This is a genomic window from Methylocystis sp. SC2, from assembly GCF_000304315.1.
In the GTDB taxonomy this organism is placed as follows: Bacteria; Pseudomonadota; Alphaproteobacteria; order Rhizobiales; family Beijerinckiaceae; genus Methylocystis.
On sequence record NC_018485.1, the window covers coordinates 784,658 to 802,880 of the forward strand.

Here is an 18,223-nt window from a genome sequence, read left to right on the forward strand (position 1 = left end):
GGGCGCTCTATATGCTTCGAAGCGCCGCATATTCTTCATTGATCGCGTCATGCAGCTCTTTCCACAGAGCATTGACGCGCACGTCCGGCCCCCAATTGTAGAGCGCCTTGGCGACCTCCGCGATCGTCTCATTGATGGGTTCGCTGTCCCCCTCCTCCAACTCGAGAGAGAAAAGCTTCGGCGGCGCCTCGCCTTTCCAGGCGTCCCAATGTTCGTTCGAATAATTGGAGACGCCGCGCTGCGCCGCGAGCAGTTCCGGCGCATATTTGGCGAAGCGCCGATGCAGCGGCCCATCCGTCTCCTCTGCATGATACGCGTCGCGAACCCTGAAATAGCGCACATGCTGCAATTCATGCGCGAGGCAGCAGCCGAGCCGCGCGTCGCTCATCCGCGGATCGTAGTAGATTTCGATGCGGCCGTCGGAGAAAGACTGTCCCTCCGACGTAAAGCTCTGGCCAAGAAAGTTGAACGTCTTTTTCTGTGGGCTGAGGGTCACTTTGCTGACGTCATAGCCGAACTGCGCCACGAGGGCCGCGAGCGTTCGCCGCTTCCTTAAGAAATCGGGCGCGTTTTCGATCTCGCTCACCGTCTGCGCGGGCGCGGGGTCGGCATGCGGCATGCGCCGAGCGGCCAGCCTTGAGCGAAGGAAAAACAGCGCGTCAAAGCCCCGCCGCTCACGTCCTAGGCCCACTTCCGAACGGCTCCTCATGCGTGATCACCCAATCGAATTCGGGATGCGCCGCGGCGACATGCTCCCACCATCGCCGGCCGTCCTGCAAGCGCGGCGAGAGATCGTTGACCCGCAGCCGCCGGAACGCGCCGGGACGCTCCTTTACCCCGGCGATGACGGCCTCCACCATCGCCCGCCCCAAGCCGCGCTGCAAAGAATTGATCTGTTCGAAAACCAGCGACGGCGGCTCATAGGCGCCGGCGAGCAGAAGCGCGATCCCGGACGCCTCCGTCCCGTCGGGCGTCGTAATGAGTTTTGGCGAGGTCGAGGCTTTGATTTCAAAGAAACCGCGCCCGTAGGGCCGCGAATCGACGTAAAGGCCGAGGGCCGCGAGATTGTCCGAGATGGCCTCGCCGATCGCCAGCAGGGCTGGGTCCGGCTGTCGAACCGCCGGCTTCATCCGCCAGAACCGCAAGACCTCCCAAAACGCCATGCCGCCTCCTAGAAGGGGGGCCAGATCGCCGTGCCCTTCCCGCCATTCCATGCGATAAAGGACCATGGCGACACCGATTCGCAACGCTTTCGACCCGGGCTTTGGCGTCTATGTCCATTGGCCGTTTTGCCTGTCGAAATGCCCCTATTGCGACTTCAACAGCCACGTGAGACGCGGCGACGTCGACGAGGACCGCTTCGTCGAGGCCTTCAGCGCGGAGCTTGCGCATCGCGCCGCGCTGACGCCCGGGCGCGAAGTCCGCTCGATCTTCTTTGGCGGCGGCACGCCGTCGCTGATGGCGCCGTCGACCGCTCAAGCCATTCTCTCCCAGATTTCGAGCCACTGGCCCCTCGCCAAGGACTGCGAAGTCACGCTCGAAGCCAATCCAACGAGCGTCGAGGCCTCGCGCTTCAAGGGGTTCAAAGCCGCCGGCGTCAACCGCGTCTCGCTCGGCGTGCAGGCATTGAATGACATTGACCTTCGCGCGCTCGGCCGGCAGCACTCGGTCGCGGAGGCCCTGATGGCGCTCGACGTCGCCAATTCGGTTTTCGAGCGCACGTCCTTCGATCTGATCTATGGCCGTTCGGGCCAGACGGCCGCCGCTTGGCGAAAGGAGCTGGAGCTGGCGCTCGCCCGTTCGCCCGAGCATGTCTCGCTCTATCAGCTGACGATCGAGCCGGACACGATGTTCGAGCGCATGGTCAACACCGGCAAGATGGCGTTGCCCGACGCCGATACGCAGCGCGCGCTCTGGGACGTGACTCAGGAAGTCACCGCCCGCGCCGGCCTGCCGGCGTATGAAGTCTCCAATCATGCGCGGCCCGGCGCCGAGTGTCGGCACAATCTGGTGTATTGGCGCTATGGCGAATATGTCGGCGTCGGTCCCGGCGCCCACGGACGCGTCGTCACGCCGCGCGGACGCCGCGCCCAGGCCGCCGAGCGGCATCCCGAGATGTGGCTCACCTGCGTCGAGACCGAAGGGCACGGCATCATCGAGGACGAATTGCTCTCGTCCGAGCAGGAAGGCGACGAATTCCTGCTGATGGGGCTGCGGCTGCGGGAGGGCGTCGATCCGCAGCGCTATTTCCTGCTCACCGGCAAACGCCTGTCGCAGTCGCGCATCAGCGAGCTGATCGGCGACGGGCTGGTCGAATTCACCCGCGAGAACAGGCTGCGCGTGAGTTCGGAAGGCTTCCCGGTGCTCGATGCGGTCGTCGCCGATCTCGCGGCCTAGCGGCGCGCCGCCGGTCTTGTCGCAATGGGCGCGACCGTGTCCTACGTCGTAAGGCTGTCAACTCTTTCTGACGCAGAGGCGGTGAGCGCCCTTCTGGCGGCGAGCTACTCAACTCTGTTGGCGTCGCATTACGAAAAGGCGCTGCTCGATCGAGCCTTGCCTTTCATGACGAGAGCGAATCCAACGCTCCTCGCATCCGGCGCCTTCTACGTCGCGCAGAGCAGCCATGGCGAACTCATCGGATGCGGAGGCTGGTCGCTTGAGAGTCCAGGGACCGCCAAGATCGTCCGAGGGGAAGCCCATATCCGGCATTTCGCCACCCATCCCGCATGGACCCGCTTGGGCGTCGCGCGTTCAATCATGAATCGGTGCTGCATGGACGCCAAGGCTCGAGACGTAAGCGAACTTCATTGTTGCTCGACCTTCGCCGCCGAAAATTTTTACAAGGCGTTAGGCTTTAAAACTATAGCGAGGGCGGACATCCCTCTCGACTCGCAGCTCTCGTTCCCGGCCGTGCTGATGCAGCGCGCAGCGCCGTGAGACAGATGTCAGTCACATGCAAGCGTCGGCTTCTGCACATGCGCCGAACCTGAGAATGCGACCGGCGCCGCTCCAAGGAGTCGGCGCCGGCCCCGCAATATGCGGCGGATGGCAGGGCGAACCTAACGTCGATAGAGCTGTTCCAGCGCATCCGCGCCGAGGAGTTCGCGAAGACGGCCGAGGATCAGCAGCACGACGCCAAATACTGCAAGCGACATCCAGCCGAAAAAGACGAAGCCCCAGTGCAGCGGACCTGCGAAGCCTTCGTCCATCGCCCAGAACGTGTGACCCCATTCATTGAATCCCACATTCGGGATCGTCATGAAGACGCCAACGACTAGAACCACGAAGGCGAGAGAATATCCCTTTGCGAAGGTCGGCAGACGCGTTTTGGCGTAGAAGAACGCGCCGAGCCCGATGATCGCAAAGAGCGGATATGCAATATAGAAGGTGATGATATTGCTCGGCGTGAAATCCGTGTCGCGCACGGCGGTCATGTGCCAGACAGCCGTCTGCTCCGAAAAGAAGCTTAAGCCCCAAAACAGGGCGAGCGAGAAAACGAGCAGCCACTGGACGAGATAAACGAGCCGTCGCGTTTCGGCTGCGGCTCCCAAATTCGCCAGATCACGATCGCGCGTGCGCCACAGAAAGCCGACAAGGCCGACCGCGCCCAAGCACGACGCGAGAATCGCAAATTGCAGCAGGCCCATCCAGTAGAGCAGAAACTCGGGGGAGAAGGAATCGAGACCAAATCTCCAGGCGAAGACTTGTTCGTAGAGGCGCAGGATGGCCACGAAGAACATCAAGACCGCAACGCCGATAAGAACGGGCCTGGCGTCGATGATTCGTTCGGCGCTTCGGGCGGCGGAACGGGCCTCTGCTTTTGTTATGCTCATAAGTCATCTCCAAAATTCTGGTTATGCGGGGCATGAACGCCCCCTCGAATGGTTTGATGCGCGCGCTCGGCGGTCGCCGCGTCCGCTCTCGCAGACGTGGCGACAGGATCCGTTTGAAAGATTTTTCGCGAGCGCGCTCTCGCCGCATCATTTCGCAACGATGGCGGCTGCGTTGAATTTCAGCGCAAGAAAAACGTCAGCCCTGTCGGGGAGGCGCTCGTGGCGATTGCGGCGCGCGCTTTGGCTCGATGCGCGGCGCGTGACTGGACGTCTCCAGCGGCGACGCATGCGCCGCCGTGGGAAAATTCAGAGCGATCGAAACAATTGGCTTGGAAGGAGGCGCGTCCAACGCGACACTGTGAACAACGCAACAGAATCCATGGCGGTGGCGTTCATTTGGGAAAAGCGGCGGCTCGCCGCTCCCCGAATCCTGCGGCGCGCAGACCGTTCCGAAGGCGCCTACTCCCAGCGGGACGGCGACCGCGGTCTGCAGGAGCATGAGGAAGGCGACGAGCGCCGCAAAAATGCGCGCGCGCTGACGTGTCCGCTGGAAGATTGGATCCACCGCCGCCTCTCGGGTTCCAAGCGCCGAACTTAGGTTTCAATCCTGGGCGCGGTCAAGCGAGGTGACGAAAAACCGCTGTGCGACGAAGCGACGCGTCAATTTTGATGCAAGACAAAGCGAATGCGCGACGCCGCTTCGCGCCTAGTTACATCGCTCGCGCTTGATCCCATTTGGTCGGACTCTGGAACAGTGAGACTTGCTTCTCGAATTAGCCTTCCGGCTTCGCCGTCGCTGTGCGGCGACGCGCAATCTTCGATCGCCTTACGGGTTGAACATGACGTTCCCCCGGGCAGACTCGCCGAGTCGCAGGCGCGACCATAGTTCTATCGGGTGACGCGTTATGCGGCGCACGAGTGGAAAACCTATGCCGGAGGCGAAACCAGGCCTTGAGCGGGCGTCGATGCGCTCCGTGGAAGACGCCCAGGAGATCGTTCTTGAGGTCGTCCGCGGTCTCGTCATCGAGTTGCATCCGGATATGGTCGAGTCGCGTCTCGTGCAGCTCGACAGCGACCTTGATCGCGATTTGGCGCTGGATAGCCTGACCCGCGCCGAGCTGTTGCTGCGGCTCAACCGCAAATTCAAGGTGCAGCTCTCCGAACGGCTCCTCGGCGAGGTCAGCCGTCCCCGCGATCTCCTCAACGCCGTTCTTGCGGCCGGCGCCGCGGTCGCCCCCGCGACGACTCATCCGGCTCCCCATTTGACGCTCGAGTCCGTGGACGAACCGCTCGAGGCCAAAACGCTGGTCGAGGCGCTGGCTCGACACGCAGAGCGGCACGGGGCGCGCGAAAATGTTCTGCTTTGGCGCGCTGAAGGGCCTCCGGAGCCTTTGACGTATCATGACCTCTATCACGCCGCCCGGGCCGCGGCTGGCGGCCTCATCGAACGAGGCGCTGGCTCTGGCGACCGCATCGCAATCATGTTGCCGACGAGCCGTGATTTCTTCGTCGCCTTTTTCGCGGTTTTGTTCTGCGGCGCCGTTCCCGTTCCGATTTACCCGCCATTTCGTCTCTCGCAGATCGAGGATCATCTGCGCCGCCAGGCCGGCATATTGTCGAACGCTGAGGCCTGTGCGCTGATCACGAACGACGAGATCAGAATTGTCGGTCGCTTGCTCTACGGGCTGGTCGGCGCGCTTCAGCACATCGTGACGATTCCTGAGCTGAGCTCTGCGGCGCCTTTGCCCGCGCCATTGCCGTCGCCGCCCGACGCGACGGCGCTCATTCAATTCACCTCGGGCAGCACGGGCGATCCGAAGGGCGTCGTGCTGACGCACGCCAATCTTCTCGCCAATATTCGCGCCATGGGCGCCGTGTTGAAGGCCTCGTCGGCGGATCGGGTCGTCAGTTGGCTGCCGCTCTATCACGACATGGGGCTGATCGGTTGCTGGCTGGGCAGCCTCTACTATGGAGCGCCCGCGCTGATCATGTCGCCGCTGTCTTTTCTCGTTGATCCGGCCCGTTGGCTGTGGGCGATCGACGCTCATAAGGCGACGATCTCGGCGGCGCCGAATTTTGCGTACGAACTCTGTCTGAAGGCCATCGACGATACGAAGATCGCCAATCTCGATCTTTCTTCGCTGCGTGCGATCTTGAACGGCGCCGAACCGGTGAGCCCGACCTCAATTGCGCGCTTTGTACAACGGTTTTCGGCTTATGGCTTTCAGCATCAGATGATGACTCCCGTCTACGGCCTCGCGGAAAATGCGGTGGGGCTCGCCTTTCCGCCGCTCGGCAGAGGACCGCTCATCGATCGCGTCGATCGGAAAGCGCTCGATCGGGACGGCGTGGCGCGCGCGGCGGGCGCCAGCGGCGGGGATGTCATTTCCTTAGTCGCCTGCGGGCGCCCTCTGCCGCATCACGAGATCCGCATCGTCGATGACTCCAGTCGCGAATTGCCTGAACGCCAGGAGGGACGCATCCAGTTTCGCGGGCCATCTGCAACGCGAGGATATTTCCAAAATCCGGAAAAGACTCGCGCGCTGTTCGATGGCGATTGGCTCGAGACGGGCGACCGCGGCTATGTCGCCGGCGGCGACGTCTTCGTCACCGGCCGCATCAAGGATTTGATCAAGCGCGCAGGGCGCAACATCTATCCGCAGGAGCTCGAAGAGGCTGTCGGGTCGCTCGAAGGGACGAGAAAAGGCTGCGTCGCGGTGTTTCCCGCGCTCGACGCGCGCGCCGGGACGGAACGACTCATCGTGTTGGCCGAAACGCGCCTGATCGAAGACGCGAAACGGGAATCGCTGCGCAAAATGATCGTCGAGACGTCCCAAGCCTTGCTTGATCTCGCGCCGGATGAAGTCGTCCTCGTTCCGCCGCACACTATCCCGAAGACTTCGAGCGGCAAGATACGGCGCTCGGCGGCGCGCGCCATGTTCGAATCCGGTCGGCTGCGCGTGAAAAGCGAGAGCCCACGATTGCAGCTTGTCCGCGTCGCCCTTGCGGGCGCCGCGCCGCGGCTGCGCAAAGCCCTCGCCAACCTCGCGACCTCGGCATACAACGGCTATGCGTGGAGCGTGCTGGCGTTCATTGGCGTTTGCGTGTGGCCATGCGTGCTGGCGACGCCAAAGCGGTCATGGCGTCACCGCCTTGTCAGCGCGGCGGCTCGATCTTTTTTCCGCATGATCGGATGCCCCCTCTCGGTCACGCACGACGCGCCGCTCCCGCAAGACAATGCGATCCTCGTCGCCAATCATTCCAGCTACCTGGACAGCGCGGTGCTGGTCGCCGTCTGTGCGGGAGAGCTCTCCTTCATTGCGAAGGAAGAGCTTGCGCATCAGCGCGTCGCCGGTCCCTTCCTGCGGCGACTCGGCGCGATTTTCGTTCGCCGCTCTGATCCGGCAGGCGGCGTCGCCGACGCCAGGGAAGCCTTGAAGTCGGCGCGCGCCGGCGTGCGTCTGGTCTGGTTTCCGGAGGGCACCTTTTCGCGCATGCCGGGACTGCTGGGGTTTCATATCGGCGCGTTTTCCAGCGCCGCGCAGTTGGGGCTTCCAATTGTGCCGATCACCATACGCGGCACGCGCTCGATTTTGCGCAGCGATTCATGGCTGTTCAGGCGAGGCCCGATCGCCGTGCATATCGGCGCGCCGATCGCGCCCGAGGGCGACGATTTCCAGGCGGCGATCGCTTTGCGCGACGCCGCCCGCCAAAGAATATTGGAGCGCTGCGGCGAACCTGACCTCGGTCACGAACGTGTGGCGTTGACGGGATGACTCGACTCGCGACAACTCGCGATCAGCCCCGCGACGCGGCCATCACCCCACCTGCCCGCGATGACGCAGGAAGTGGTCGGCGAGCACGCAAGCCATCATCGCTTCGCCCACCGGAACGGCGCGAATGCCGACGCAGGGATCGTGACGGCCCTTGGTGACGATCTCAGTCTCCTTGCCCAAGCGATCAATCGTGCGGCGCGGCGTCAGAATCGACGACGTCGGCTTCACTGCAAAGCGCACGACGATGGGCTGGCCTGTCGAAATGCCGCCGAGCACGCCGCCGGCGTTGTTGGACAAAAACTGCGGTCCGTTTGGTCCGGCGCGCATCTCGTCGGCGTTGTCTTCGCCGGTCAGCTCGGCGGCGGCAAAGCCCGCGCCGATCTCGACGCCTTTCACCGCATTGACCGACATCATCGCCGCGGCGAGATCGGCGTCGAGCTTGCCGTAAACCGGCGCGCCCCAACCGACCGGAACGCCCTCGGCGACAATCTCGATCACCGCGCCGACGGAGGAGCCGTCCTTGCGCACGCCATCGAGATAATCCGCCCATAATTCCGCCGCGCGGGCGTCCGGACAAAACAGCGGATTGCGCTCGACCTCCGCCCAATCGAAGCGCGCGCGGTCGATCCTGTGCGGGCCCACCTGCACCAGCGCGCCGCGAATCGTCACGCCGGCGATCACCTTGCGCGCGACGGCCCCGGCGGCGACTCGCGCCGCGGTTTCCCGCGCCGAGGAGCGCCCGCCGCCGCGATAGTCCCGGACGCCATATTTCGCGTCGTAGACGTAATCGGCGTGGCCGGGCCGATATTTGTCGGCGATCTCGCCATAATCCTTGGAGCGCTGGTCGGTATTTTCGATCACGAGCGCGATCGGCGTTCCGGTGGTCACCTGTCGGCCGTCGCGGTCGGCGAAGACGCCGGAAAGAATCTTCGCCTCGTCCGCCTCCCGCCGCTGCGTGGTGAAGCGGGATTGTCCCGGCTTGCGCTTGTCCAGAAAGCCCTGGATCTCCTGCGCTTCCAGCGGGATATTCGGGGGACAGCCGTCAACGATCGCGCCGAGCGCCGGCCCGTGGCTCTCGCCAAAGGTGGTGACGCGGAAAAGATGGCCGAAACTGTTGTGGGACATGCGATCTTCTAGGCTTGGCGCCGGCGACGGTCAAACGCCGGTTTCGGGGTCCGGCGTCATGACGCGGCGCGCGCGCGCCGCTAAGATGGGCGCATGACCCTCACGCATAAGCCCGTCGGCCCCGGGAGCCACGTCTTCCTCGTCGACGGCTCCTCCTTCGTCTTTCGCGCCTATTTCCAGTCGATCCGACAGGATGCGAAATACAACTATCGCTCCGACCGGCTGCCGACCGGCGCCGTGCGGCTGTTCTGCACGAAGCTGTTGCAGTTCGTGCGCGAAGGCGCGGCCGGCGTGATGCCCACGCATCTCGCCATCATCTTCGACAAGAGCGAGCACTCCTTCCGAAAAGACCTTTATCCCGACTACAAGGCGCACCGCTCCGAGCCGCCGGACGATCTCATTCCGCAGTTCCCGCTGATGCGCGCCGTCGTGCGCGCTTTCGGCCTCACCCCGATCGAACAGGACGTCTACGAGGCCGACGATCTCATCGCCACCTATGCGACGCAGGCGCAGGCCAAGGGCGCGGACGTGCTAATCGTCTCGGCCGACAAGGATCTGATGCAGCTCGTCGGTCCCGGCGTCAGAATGTACGACCCCGCCTCGGGCACGGCGGGAACGAAAGGCGCGCGCGAAGAACGCCTCATCGGCGAGGCCGAGGTCGTCGACTATTTCGGCGTTACGCCGGACAAGGTCGTCGACGTGCAGGCGCTCGCGGGCGATTCCACCGACAATGTGCCGGGCGCAAAAGGCATCGGCGTCAAGACCGCCGCTCAGCTCATCAATGAATATGGCGATCTCGAAACGCTGCTCGCCAGGGCGCCCGAGATCAAGCAGCCGAAGCGCCGCGAGGCCCTGACCGAGCCGGATGCGGTCGCGCGCATCCTTCTTTCAAAGAAGCTCTGCGAACTGGTGCGCGACGCGCCTGTCGTAACCCGGCTCGAAGACCTCGGCCTTCATCAGCCGGACGCGGCGAAGCTTATCGCTTTTCTGCAGGCGATGGAGTTCACGACCATCACCCGCCGCGTCGCCGAGATGTATGGCGTGCAGGCGCAGGACATCGAGCCCGATCCCCGATTCTTGGGCGCGGCCGGTTGGCGCGGGCGCGACGGCGAAGTGTCCGAGATCGCGGCGCCCGCTTCCGAAGCGCCGAACCGCGCCGAGAAAGCGACAAGCGACGCGCTCACGCCCGCGAACCTCGTCGCCGCGCGCCGCGCCGAAGCGAAGTCGGTCAAGATCGACCGCTCGACCTACGAGACGGTCGTCTCGGCGGAGCGTCTGGACGATTGGATCACCGAAGCCGCTGGCGCAGGACTCGTCGCAATCAATGTCGAAACGACCTTGCCGGACCCGATGCGTTGCGAACTCATCGGCGTCTCCCTGGCGACCGCGCCCGGACGCGCCTGCTATATTCCGCTGCAGCATCGCTCCGGCGACTCGGCTGATCTTTTTTCCGGCGCCAATTTGGTCGAGGGACAGATCCCGCTCGACGTGGCCCTCGCGCGATTGAAGCCGTTGTTTGAGGACGCCGCGATCCTCAAAATCGCGCACAATATGAAGCATGATCTGCTGGTTCTTTCCCGCTACGGAATCGACGTCGCGCCGATCGACGACGCCATGCTCATGTCCTACGCGCTGGACTCGGGGCGTGGCGATCATCGTCTCGAAGAGCTGGCGCGCAACTATTGCGGCCATGACGCTCTAACCTTCGCCTCCGTCGCTGGCGCGGGCCGCAATTTTCTCGGCTTTGCCCGCGCTGCGCTCACAGCGGCGACGGAATACGCCGCGGAACAGGCCGACATTGCCCTGCGCCTTTGGCGCGTGCTGAAGCCGCGGCTGTCGGCGGAGCGCATGACCACGGTCTACGAGACCTTGGAGCGGCCGATGGTCGCCACGCTCGCGCGCATGGAGCGAAGGGGCGTCATGGTCGAGCGCGCGACCCTGTCGCGGCTCTCGGGCGAATTTGCGCAGGACATGGCGCGGCTCGAAGCCGAGATCTTCGAACTTGCCGGCGAGAGTTTCAATCTTGGCTCGCCCAAGCAGTTGGGCGACATACTTTTCGGCAAGATGGGATTGCCCGGCGCGAAGAAAACGGCCACCGGCGCCTTGTCGACTTCCGCCAGCGTTCTCGAAGACCTCGCCGTCGCCGGCAATGATTTTTCGCGCCGCATTCTCGATTGGCGGCAGCTCTCCAAGCTCAAGAGCACCTACGCCGACGCCCTGCCCGGCTATATCAACGCCGAGACCGGTCGCGTGCATACGAGCTATGCGCTCGCCGCCACGACGACAGGACGGCTCTCTTCATCCGAGCCCAATTTGCAGAACATTCCCGTGCGCAATGAGGCCGGCCGCAAAATACGCAAGGCCTTTGTCTCGGCGCCCGGCCATGTGCTGATCTCGGCGGATTACTCGCAGATCGAGTTGCGGCTGCTCGCCCACATCGCCGACATTCCTCAGCTCAGACGCGCCTTCGCCGAAAATCTCGACATTCACGCGATGACGGCGAGCGAGATGTTCAATGTGCCCATCAAGGACATGCCGCCCGAAACGCGCCGCCGCGCCAAGGCGATCAACTTCGGCATCATCTACGGCATTTCCGCCTTCGGCCTCGCCAATCAGCTGAGCATTCCGCGCGAAGAGGCGAGCGCCTACATCAAGCGCTATTTCGAACGCTTTCCCGGCATTCGGGACTATATGGACTCGACGCGCAAGACGGTGCGCGAGAAAGGCGCAGTCTCGACCATTTTCGGCCGAATCTACCACTTCCCCGGCATCTCATCGGCCAATGCGTCGGACCGCGCCTTCTATGAGCGCGCGGCGATCAACGCGCCGATCCAGGGCGCGGCCGCGGACATCATCAGACGCGCCATGATACGGATGGACGACGCGCTCATTCGCGCCGGTCTTTCGGCGCAGATGCTTCTGCAAGTGCATGACGAGCTTGTCTTTGAAGCGCCGAACGAGGAAGCAGAGGCGACGATCGAACTCGCGCGCCGCGTCATGGAGCAGGCGCCCGCGCCCGCCGTCCATCTCGCCGTGCCGCTGAAAGTCGATGCGCGCGCCGCCGCCAATTGGGACGAAGCCCACTGACGGCGCGTCCGGCCGATCCGTTCGCTCGGGCCGCGTCGTTCCCGGCAGGCCGAGGGCCTGACCGGGAATTTAGAGCCACAACAAGAATATCGGGTGTCGCTCTGGATTCCCGATCGTGCGCGTTGCGCGCGTCGGGAATGACACCCGAGCAGTTCGAACTGATCTCTTATTACAGGCTCGGATCATTCCCGCTCTGCGAGTCTTTCGTGGCGAGTCCGAAGTTCAATCGCGACCAGAACCGTTCGTGGAAATAATAGAGCGCGAAGATCGCGATCATTTCAACGCCGGTGATTTCGGCGGCGAGCGCGGCGCTTTGGACGAAGGCGTAAACGATCAGGAACGTCGAAATGCTCGCCGGCAGGAGCCAGGACAGCGCCTTCACCAGGCTGCGCGTCGGAGTCGGTCGAAACGACTCCCGCGCCAGCGGCAGTCCTTCCATGGACGCGTAGCTGAGCTCCGTCAGCGGCGGCGCGACGCGGCCATTCGATGCGGCGACGGCTTTGACCATGCCGACCGCGACCGTTTCATTGGTGATGCGGTCGATGAGAATGAATCCGCCGGTCTCGCGGTTCTCGCCATAGGAATCGCAGGCGATCACGGTCTCGAGCGACAGGCGCGCGCCGCCGATCTCGTTGAAGGCGAGCGTCGACCCTTCCGGGAGCGGCTGCGGCAGCCCGGTTTCGATATCGATGCGCGCATCGACCGCGGTCACGGCGGCCGGCGCAGTCTTCGTCCCGAGCTTCAAGAGATAGCTCTTGCCGACGACAAGCGGCTCACGCACCAGCCACAACAGCCTCGCTTCGAGACGATCCCCGGTCTTCGCCGGCGAGACCGGCGAACACAAGAGATCGCCGCGCGAAATGTCTATCTCTTCGGTGAGCGTGAGGGTCGCCGACTGACCCGAAACGGCGCTCTCGAGATCGCCGTCGAAGGTCACGATCCTGGCGACGCGCGTGTCGCGCCCTGAAGGCAGAACGCGCACGATGTCGCCCGGCTGAATATTGCCGCCGCTGATGAAGCCCGAGAACCCGCGGAAGTCGAGATTGGGCCGATTCACCCATTGCACGGGCATGCGGAAGGGCGCGATCCGCGTGGCGTCCTCCACCGCGACGCCCTCGAGATAGGAGAGCAGCGGCGGTCCATCGTGCCAAGGCATATTGGCGCTGTGGTGGACAAGATTATCGCCGTCCTTGGCGACGAGCGGCGCGACGTAAATGGACGCGAAGCGAAGATGGTCGGCGAAGGCATGAAAATCCGCTTCGATCTTGCGGAACACCTCTTCGCTGTAGCCGACAAGATCCATCTTGTTGACCGCGACGACGACGTGGCGGACGCCGAACATCGAGGTGATGACGCTGTGACGCCGCGTTTGCGGTAGGATGCCCTTTCGCGCGTCGACAAGCAGAATGGCGAGTTCCGCGGTCGAGGCGCCGACGGCCATGTTGCGGGTGTATTGCTCGTGGCCGGGCGTGTCGGCGACGATGAATTTGCGCCGGTCGGTCGCGAAATAGCGATAGGCGACGTCGATGGTGATGCCCTGTTCGCGCTCGGCCGCTAGCCCGTCGACGAGCAGCGCGAAATCCAGCTCTTCGCCCTGAGTGCCGTGCTTTTTTGAATCGCTTTCCAGCGCCGCGATAATGTCGTCCGGCGCAAGATCGGCGTCGTACAGCAGACGACCGATCAGCGTCGATTTGCCGTCGTCGACCGAGCCGCAGGTGATGAATCGCAAGAGCGGCTTTTCGCCGACCAACCGCGCTGGCGCGCGCGACGGCGATGCGGCAGCGACGGCGCCGTGCATGTTAAAAATATCCTTCTTGCTTCTTTTGCTCCATGGAGCTGGAGCCGTCGTGGTCGATGAGCCGCCCCTGGCGCTCCGAAGAGCGGCTTTCGCGCATCTCCGCAATGATCTCTTCGAGACTGGCCGCATCGCTTTCGATGCCGCCGGTCAACGGATAGCAGCCGAGCGTGCGGAAGCGCACCATCTTATGTTCGATGGATTCGCCGGGCGCGAGCTCCATGCGCGCGTCGTCGACCATGATCAGCGTGCCGCCGCGGCGCACGACCGGCCGCTCCTTGGCGAAATAGAGCGGAACGACGGGGATGTTCTCGCGCGCGACGTAGTCCCAGATATCCGCCTCGGTCCAATTCGACATGGGGAAGACGCGCAGGCTCTCGCCGGGCGCCTTTCGCGTATTGTAGAGACGCCAGAATTCCGGGCGCTGATTCTTCGGGTCCCAGCGGTGCTGCGCGGTGCGAAAGGACAGCACGCGCTCCTTGGCGCGGGATTTTTCCTCGTCGCGACGCGCGCCGCCAAAGGCGGCGTCGAATTTATACTTGTCCAGCGCCTGCTTCAGCGCCTCGGTCTTCATGATCTCGGTGTGAAGCTTCGAGCCATGAACGAAGGGGCTGATGTTCATCTCAATCCCTTTGGGATTGATATATTCGATGAGTTCGAGGCCGAGCTCTTTCATGCGACGGTCGCGAAACTCGATCATCTCGCGAAATTTCCACGTCGTATTGACATGGAGCAGCGGAAACGGCGGCTTCGACGGATAAAACGCCTTCATGGCGACGTGCAGCATCGCCGCCGAATCCTTGCCGATGGAATAGAGCATCACCGGCCGTTCGCACTCAGCGACGGTCTCGCGCATGATGTGGATGCTCTCGGCCTCGAGGCGATCGAGATGGCCGAGCGAACGCGTCGCAAGCGCCGTCATAGGCTCGCCTCTTGCGGCGCGCCACGACGCAGCACGCCGTCGTCGCCGACGTGAAGGCCGCATTCCTTCTTGTTGTCTTCTTCCCACCACCAGCGTCCGGCGCGCTCGTCTTCGCCGGGCAGCACCGCGCGCGTGCACGGCGCGCAGCCGATCGATAGAAATCCCTTGGCGTGGAGATCGTTGATCGGCACTGAAAACTCCTCGACCGCGGCGACGACCGCGTCGCGCGTGTAATCGGCAAGCGGATTAAGCTTGAGCACCCTGTGGGTCTCATCGAAGGCGATGAGCGGCGCCTCGGCGCGCGCCTGCGACTGGTCCGCTCGAAGCCCCGTCACCCAGCCCGAAACGCCGGCGAGCAGCCGCGACAGCGGTTCAACCTTGCGAACATGACAGCAGGCCTTGCGCGCGTCCACGGACTTGTAAAAGCCGTTGATCCCCTGCTCTTGGATCAGCGCTTCGAGCGGCGCGGCCTGCGCATAGACCGCGCGAATGCGCCGCGCATAGCGCGCCTCGGTGCGCTCCCACAGCTCATAGGTTTCGGGAAAGAGCCGGCCGGTGTCGATCGTCGCGACGTCGAAATCGAGGCCCTGCGTGAAAATCGAATGTGTGACAAGCTGATCCTCGACGCCGAAACTCGTGGTGAAGACGATCCGGCCGGGAATGAACTCGCGCACGAGCAGCAAACGATGATCGAGATCGAGCGGCGCCAGTCGCGGCGACAGCGTTTCGGGAATCGAAGGCTTCATGAACGCACCGCCTTTCGGCGCGCTTCAAGGATCGAGCCGCGCCCGACGTAGCCGCGCTGATAGCTCATGGAATAGGCGTTGAGCGCGGCGCGCCACTGTTCTTCGTCCTGCCGATCGGCGAGATCGTCGGGAATTTCGATCGTGTCAAAGCCGCAGCCGATCGCGTGAAGATATTGGTCGGCGACGAGACGCCCGCTGGCGCGCAACTCGCCTTTAAACGCCGCGCGCCGCAGCAGGCGCGCCAAAGAGAAGCCGCGGCCGTCAGCGAAAGCCGGGAAAGCGATCGAGATGAGGTCGAGCCGCGGCAAGGCCGAGATGAGCGCCGACGGCTCCGTCGTGTTCGGAACGATCACGCCGAACGTGGCCGTCGGCCCAAGGACCTCCACGGCATGTTCGAGTCGCGGCAATGACACGATGAACTTGCCGGTCTTGGGCAGCGCTTCCTCGTCGGCAAGTCGGCGCCATGTATCTTCAATGAAGCGGCCGTCAGATATCAGCGCCATCTTCGCCCTCCCGACGCAAAACGTCTTTGAAACGCGCATGACCGATGCGGCGCCAGGTGTCGATAAAGGCTTCGCCTTCCTCGCGTTCGGCGAGATAGTAATCAACGAGATGTTCGACGACGTCGGGCACCTGCTCGGCGGTGACGCCAGGTCCCAGAATTTCGCCGATCGACGCAGAGAAGGTCGGATCGCCGCCGAGCGTAATCTGATAGGATTCCTGGCCCTTCTTCTCCAGCCCGAGAATGCCGATGGCGCCGACGTGATGATGGCCGCAGGCGTTGATGCAGCCTGAGATCTTGACGCCGAGCTTGCCGATGCGCCGCTGCCTGGACATGTCGGAGAACCGCTTCGAGATCGCCTGCGCGATCGGAATCGAGCGCGCGGTGGCGAGCGAGCAATAGTCGAGACCGGGGCACGAGATGATGTCGGAGACGAGGCCGGCGTTCGCCGTCGCCAGCCCGGCGGCGTCGAGCATGCGCCAAAGCGCAAAAAGATCGTCCTGCTTCACATGCGGCAGGATGATGTTCTGCTCATGGCTGACCCGCAGTTCGCCGAAGCCGAAGCGCTCGCTGGCGTCGGCCAGCGCCCGCATCTGATCGGACGTGGCGTCGCCGGGGACGCCGCCGATGGGCTTCAACGAAACTGTGACGATGGCGTAGCCGGGGACCTTGTGCGCGCCGACATTGACGTCGACGAAATTGGCGAAAGCCGGCGACTCCAATTTCGCGGCGCGCAGCGCGGACGACGTCGCCGCCAGCGAGTCATAGGGCGGCGGCGCGAAAAAGGCGGCGATGCGCTCGAATTCCACGGAGTCGTGGGCGAACGCCGAGCGGTCCATCGCCGCGAACTCGGCTTCGACCGCGGCGCGGATTTCGTCAATTCCCTTCTCATGGACGAGAATTTTGACTCGCGCCTTGTATTTGTTGTCGCGCCTGCCGAAGCGGTTATAGACGCGCAGGATCGCCTCGAGAAAGGCGAGCAGATCCTCGCGCGGCACGAACTCGCCGACGACCTTGCCGATAAAGGGCGAACGGCCGAGTCCGCCGCCGACCACGACCTGATAGCCGATCTCGCCCGCATCGTTCTTGACGATGCGCAGGCCGATGTCATGCACGAGAATCGCGGCGCGATCATGCGTGGCGCCCGTCACCGCAATTTTGAACTTGCGCGGCAGGAACGAGAACTCCGAATGCAGGCTCGACCATTGGCGGAGAAACTCCGCCGTCGGCCGAGGATCTTCGATCTCGTCCGGCGCGACGCCGGCGAAATGATCGGCCGTCACATTGCGAATGCAGTTGCCCGACGTCTGGATGGCGTGCATCTCGACGTCCGCCAGCGATTCCAGAATGTCCGGCGTATCAACGAGCTTGGGCCAATTATATTGGAGGTTCTGGCGCGTCGTGAAATGGCCATAGCCCCTGTCCCACTTGTCCGCGATATCGGCGAGCCGGCGCATCTGCCGCGCCGTCAGCGTGCCATAGGGAATCGCGACGCGCAGCATATAGGCGTGCAGCTGCAGATAGAGCCCGTTCATCAGCCGGAAGGGGCGGAACTCCTCTTCGGTCAGCGCGCCGGAAAGTCGCCGGCGCACCTGCTCGCGAAACTCCGCGACGCGTTCACGCACGAAGGCAGAGTCATATTCATCGTAACGATAGGTGGTCATCGGCGCATTGGGCCGCTGCGCCACACGCAGATCGACCGCCGTCATAACGCGCCCTCGCCCGCCTGCTTGCCGAGATCAAGGCGAACGCTCGGTCCCTTCACGCGCATCCTCTCTCGATAATGCAACGGCGTCGGCGCGCCGTCGCTCCCGATCTCGACATCGGCGAGATAGACGTCGACCACGCGATTGGCTGAAATGTCGCGCTTGCCCAAGGCTTCAAGCGCGATCGCCTCTTCGGCCTTCCGGGCGACGCGCGCGCGGCGATGGTCGCGCTCCCAGCCCGAGGGGCCGAGAAACACCACTTCGCCGTCCGTCAAATTCGACGCGATCAGGATCTGGGGATGTTTGAAGACAGGCATCACGTTTCCTGCGTCAGCTTTAGCCGAAGGCCGCTCATCTCGTCGGACCAGATGATCTGGCAGGAGAGACGCGAGTTTTCGTAAAGCATCGGCAATTCATCGAGCTTTTCGACTTCCTCTTCGCGCGGCGGCGGCACGCGGCGGGCTGATTCGGCGTCGAGAACGACGTGGCACTCCGCGCATGCAAGAGCGCCGCCACAGGTGTTGTCCATGCCGACGCCATGGTCGCGCAAGATCTCCATCAGCCGCCAGCCTTCGACGGCTTCGAGTTCATGGACGACGCCGTCGCGATCCTCGACGTGCAGGGTCGGCAGACTCTGCTGCGACGATTCGGCGGGCCGCCGCGCGACGATATTGTCGATATTGCTCATGCCTTGACGCGCCGCCCAGGTCCGCGCCAGCGAGCAGCCACGG

Annotated in this window: 16 protein-coding genes; 5 read left to right on the forward strand and 11 right to left on the reverse strand. The window is 63.6% G+C overall.

Going from position 1 to position 18,223, the window contains the following annotated elements:
• Positions 1-7: 7 nt before the first annotated feature.
• Both BN69_RS03690 and BN69_RS03695 read right to left on the reverse strand, forming a co-directional pair.
• Positions 8-619, reverse strand: a complete 612-nt coding sequence (locus BN69_RS03690; protein ID WP_014890208.1) for a hypothetical protein — start codon at positions 617-619, stop codon at positions 8-10.
• A gap of 55 nt (positions 620-674) precedes the next feature.
• A complete protein-coding gene (locus BN69_RS03695; RefSeq protein ID WP_041927137.1) occupies positions 675-1,163 on the reverse strand; it encodes a hypothetical protein in 489 nt (162 codons plus the stop codon).
• 64 nt (positions 1,164-1,227) lie between these two features.
• Between BN69_RS03695 and hemW the strand changes: the two genes are divergently transcribed.
• A complete protein-coding gene (hemW, locus tag BN69_RS03700) occupies positions 1,228-2,397 on the forward strand; it encodes a radical SAM family heme chaperone HemW (RefSeq protein ID WP_014890210.1) in 1,170 nt (389 codons plus the stop codon).
• Positions 2,398-2,433: 36 nt separating this feature from the next.
• Complete coding sequence (locus tag BN69_RS03705; protein WP_244435031.1) at positions 2,434-2,937, forward strand: GNAT family N-acetyltransferase; 504 nt, start codon at positions 2,434-2,436, stop codon at positions 2,935-2,937.
• Positions 2,938-3,059: 122 nt separating this feature from the next.
• Here the strand turns inward: BN69_RS03705 and BN69_RS03710 are convergent, their stop codons facing one another.
• On the reverse strand, positions 3,060-3,833 hold the full coding sequence (locus BN69_RS03710) for a methane monooxygenase/ammonia monooxygenase subunit C (RefSeq protein WP_014890212.1): 774 nt from the start codon (positions 3,831-3,833) through the stop codon (positions 3,060-3,062).
• A 379-nt stretch (positions 3,834-4,212) separates the two neighbouring features.
• Between BN69_RS03710 and BN69_RS19035 the strand changes: the two genes are divergently transcribed.
• Both BN69_RS19035 and BN69_RS03720 read left to right on the forward strand, forming a co-directional pair.
• Positions 4,213-4,431, forward strand: a complete 219-nt coding sequence (locus BN69_RS19035) for a hypothetical protein (protein WP_148277019.1) — start codon at positions 4,213-4,215, stop codon at positions 4,429-4,431.
• Between the two features lie 331 nt (positions 4,432-4,762).
• Positions 4,763-7,609: an AMP-binding protein gene (locus tag BN69_RS03720; RefSeq protein ID WP_014890214.1), complete on the forward strand. Its 2,847-nt coding sequence runs from the start codon at positions 4,763-4,765 to the stop codon at positions 7,607-7,609.
• Positions 7,610-7,651: 42 nt separating this feature from the next.
• On the opposite strand, the gene aroC is transcribed toward BN69_RS03720, so the two are convergent.
• Positions 7,652-8,734, reverse strand: coding sequence for a chorismate synthase (gene aroC, locus BN69_RS03725; protein ID WP_014890215.1), 1,083 nt, complete (start codon positions 8,732-8,734; stop codon positions 7,652-7,654).
• A gap of 93 nt (positions 8,735-8,827) precedes the next feature.
• Here aroC and polA point away from each other — a divergent pair, with 93 nt between their 5' ends.
• Positions 8,828-11,821, forward strand: coding sequence for a DNA polymerase I (gene polA, locus BN69_RS03730; RefSeq protein ID WP_014890216.1), 2,994 nt, complete (start codon positions 8,828-8,830; stop codon positions 11,819-11,821).
• A gap of 169 nt (positions 11,822-11,990) precedes the next feature.
• Here polA and cysN read toward each other — a convergent pair whose 3' ends face one another.
• Genes cysN through BN69_RS03765 form a run of 7 tightly spaced genes read right to left on the reverse strand, consistent with a single transcriptional unit; the run spans position 11,991 to position 18,180 of the window.
• Complete coding sequence (gene cysN / locus BN69_RS03735; protein ID WP_014890217.1) at positions 11,991-13,619, reverse strand: sulfate adenylyltransferase subunit CysN; 1,629 nt, start codon at positions 13,617-13,619, stop codon at positions 11,991-11,993.
• 1 nt (position 13,620) lies between these two features.
• The gene (gene cysD / locus BN69_RS03740) at positions 13,621-14,538 is read right to left on the reverse strand and encodes a sulfate adenylyltransferase subunit CysD (protein ID WP_014890218.1); all 918 of its coding nucleotides are present in this window, start codon (positions 14,536-14,538) and stop codon (positions 13,621-13,623) included.
• A complete protein-coding gene (locus tag BN69_RS03745; RefSeq protein WP_014890219.1) occupies positions 14,535-15,284 on the reverse strand; it encodes a phosphoadenylyl-sulfate reductase in 750 nt (249 codons plus the stop codon). The genes cysD and BN69_RS03745 overlap by 4 nt, the downstream gene beginning before the upstream one ends.
• The gene (locus tag BN69_RS03750) at positions 15,281-15,787 is read right to left on the reverse strand and encodes a DUF934 domain-containing protein (protein ID WP_014890220.1); all 507 of its coding nucleotides are present in this window, start codon (positions 15,785-15,787) and stop codon (positions 15,281-15,283) included. Before BN69_RS03750 ends, BN69_RS03745 begins: the two co-directional genes overlap by 4 nt.
• Entirely contained in the window at positions 15,771-17,495 is a 1,725-nt protein-coding gene (locus BN69_RS03755; RefSeq protein WP_014890221.1) for a nitrite/sulfite reductase, read from the reverse strand. Before BN69_RS03755 ends, BN69_RS03750 begins: the two co-directional genes overlap by 17 nt.
• Complete coding sequence (locus BN69_RS03760; protein ID WP_014890222.1) at positions 17,492-17,809, reverse strand: DUF2849 domain-containing protein; 318 nt, start codon at positions 17,807-17,809, stop codon at positions 17,492-17,494. Before BN69_RS03760 ends, BN69_RS03755 begins: the two co-directional genes overlap by 4 nt.
• Positions 17,809-18,180 (reverse strand): 2Fe-2S iron-sulfur cluster-binding protein, encoded by a 372-nt coding sequence (locus BN69_RS03765; RefSeq protein ID WP_014890223.1) that lies wholly within the window; start codon positions 18,178-18,180, stop codon positions 17,809-17,811. Before BN69_RS03765 ends, BN69_RS03760 begins: the two co-directional genes overlap by 1 nt.
• Positions 18,181-18,223 lie beyond the last annotated feature (43 nt).

Bases quoted from the DNA above. Each gene is read 5' to 3' on its own strand.
- polA (WP_014890216.1), top strand. From the start codon at position 8,828: ATGACCCTCACGCATAAGCCCGTCGGCCCCGGGAGCCACGTCTTCCTC.
- BN69_RS03710 (WP_014890212.1), bottom strand. From the start codon at position 3,833: ATGAGCATAACAAAAGCAGAGGCCCGTTCCGCCGCCCGAAGCGCCGAA.
- BN69_RS03750 (WP_014890220.1), bottom strand. From the start codon at position 15,787: ATGGCGCTGATATCTGACGGCCGCTTCATTGAAGATACATGGCGCCGA.
- BN69_RS03755 (WP_014890221.1), bottom strand. From the start codon at position 17,495: ATGACGGCGGTCGATCTGCGTGTGGCGCAGCGGCCCAATGCGCCGATG.
- BN69_RS03695 (WP_041927137.1), bottom strand. From the start codon at position 1,163: ATGGCGTTTTGGGAGGTCTTGCGGTTCTGGCGGATGAAGCCGGCGGTT.
- BN69_RS03760 (WP_014890222.1), bottom strand. From the start codon at position 17,809: ATGCCTGTCTTCAAACATCCCCAGATCCTGATCGCGTCGAATTTGACG.
- hemW (WP_014890210.1), top strand. From the start codon at position 1,228: ATGGCGACACCGATTCGCAACGCTTTCGACCCGGGCTTTGGCGTCTAT.
- BN69_RS03765 (WP_014890223.1), bottom strand. From the start codon at position 18,180: ATGAGCAATATCGACAATATCGTCGCGCGGCGGCCCGCCGAATCGTCG.
- BN69_RS03690 (WP_014890208.1), bottom strand. From the start codon at position 619: ATGCCGCATGCCGACCCCGCGCCCGCGCAGACGGTGAGCGAGATCGAA.
- aroC (WP_014890215.1), bottom strand. From the start codon at position 8,734: ATGTCCCACAACAGTTTCGGCCATCTTTTCCGCGTCACCACCTTTGGC.
- BN69_RS19035 (WP_148277019.1), top strand. From the start codon at position 4,213: ATGGCGGTGGCGTTCATTTGGGAAAAGCGGCGGCTCGCCGCTCCCCGA.
- cysD (WP_014890218.1), bottom strand. From the start codon at position 14,538: ATGACGGCGCTTGCGACGCGTTCGCTCGGCCATCTCGATCGCCTCGAG.
- cysN (WP_014890217.1), bottom strand. From the start codon at position 13,619: ATGCACGGCGCCGTCGCTGCCGCATCGCCGTCGCGCGCGCCAGCGCGG.
- BN69_RS03745 (WP_014890219.1), bottom strand. From the start codon at position 15,284: ATGAAGCCTTCGATTCCCGAAACGCTGTCGCCGCGACTGGCGCCGCTC.
- BN69_RS03720 (WP_014890214.1), top strand. From the start codon at position 4,763: ATGCCGGAGGCGAAACCAGGCCTTGAGCGGGCGTCGATGCGCTCCGTG.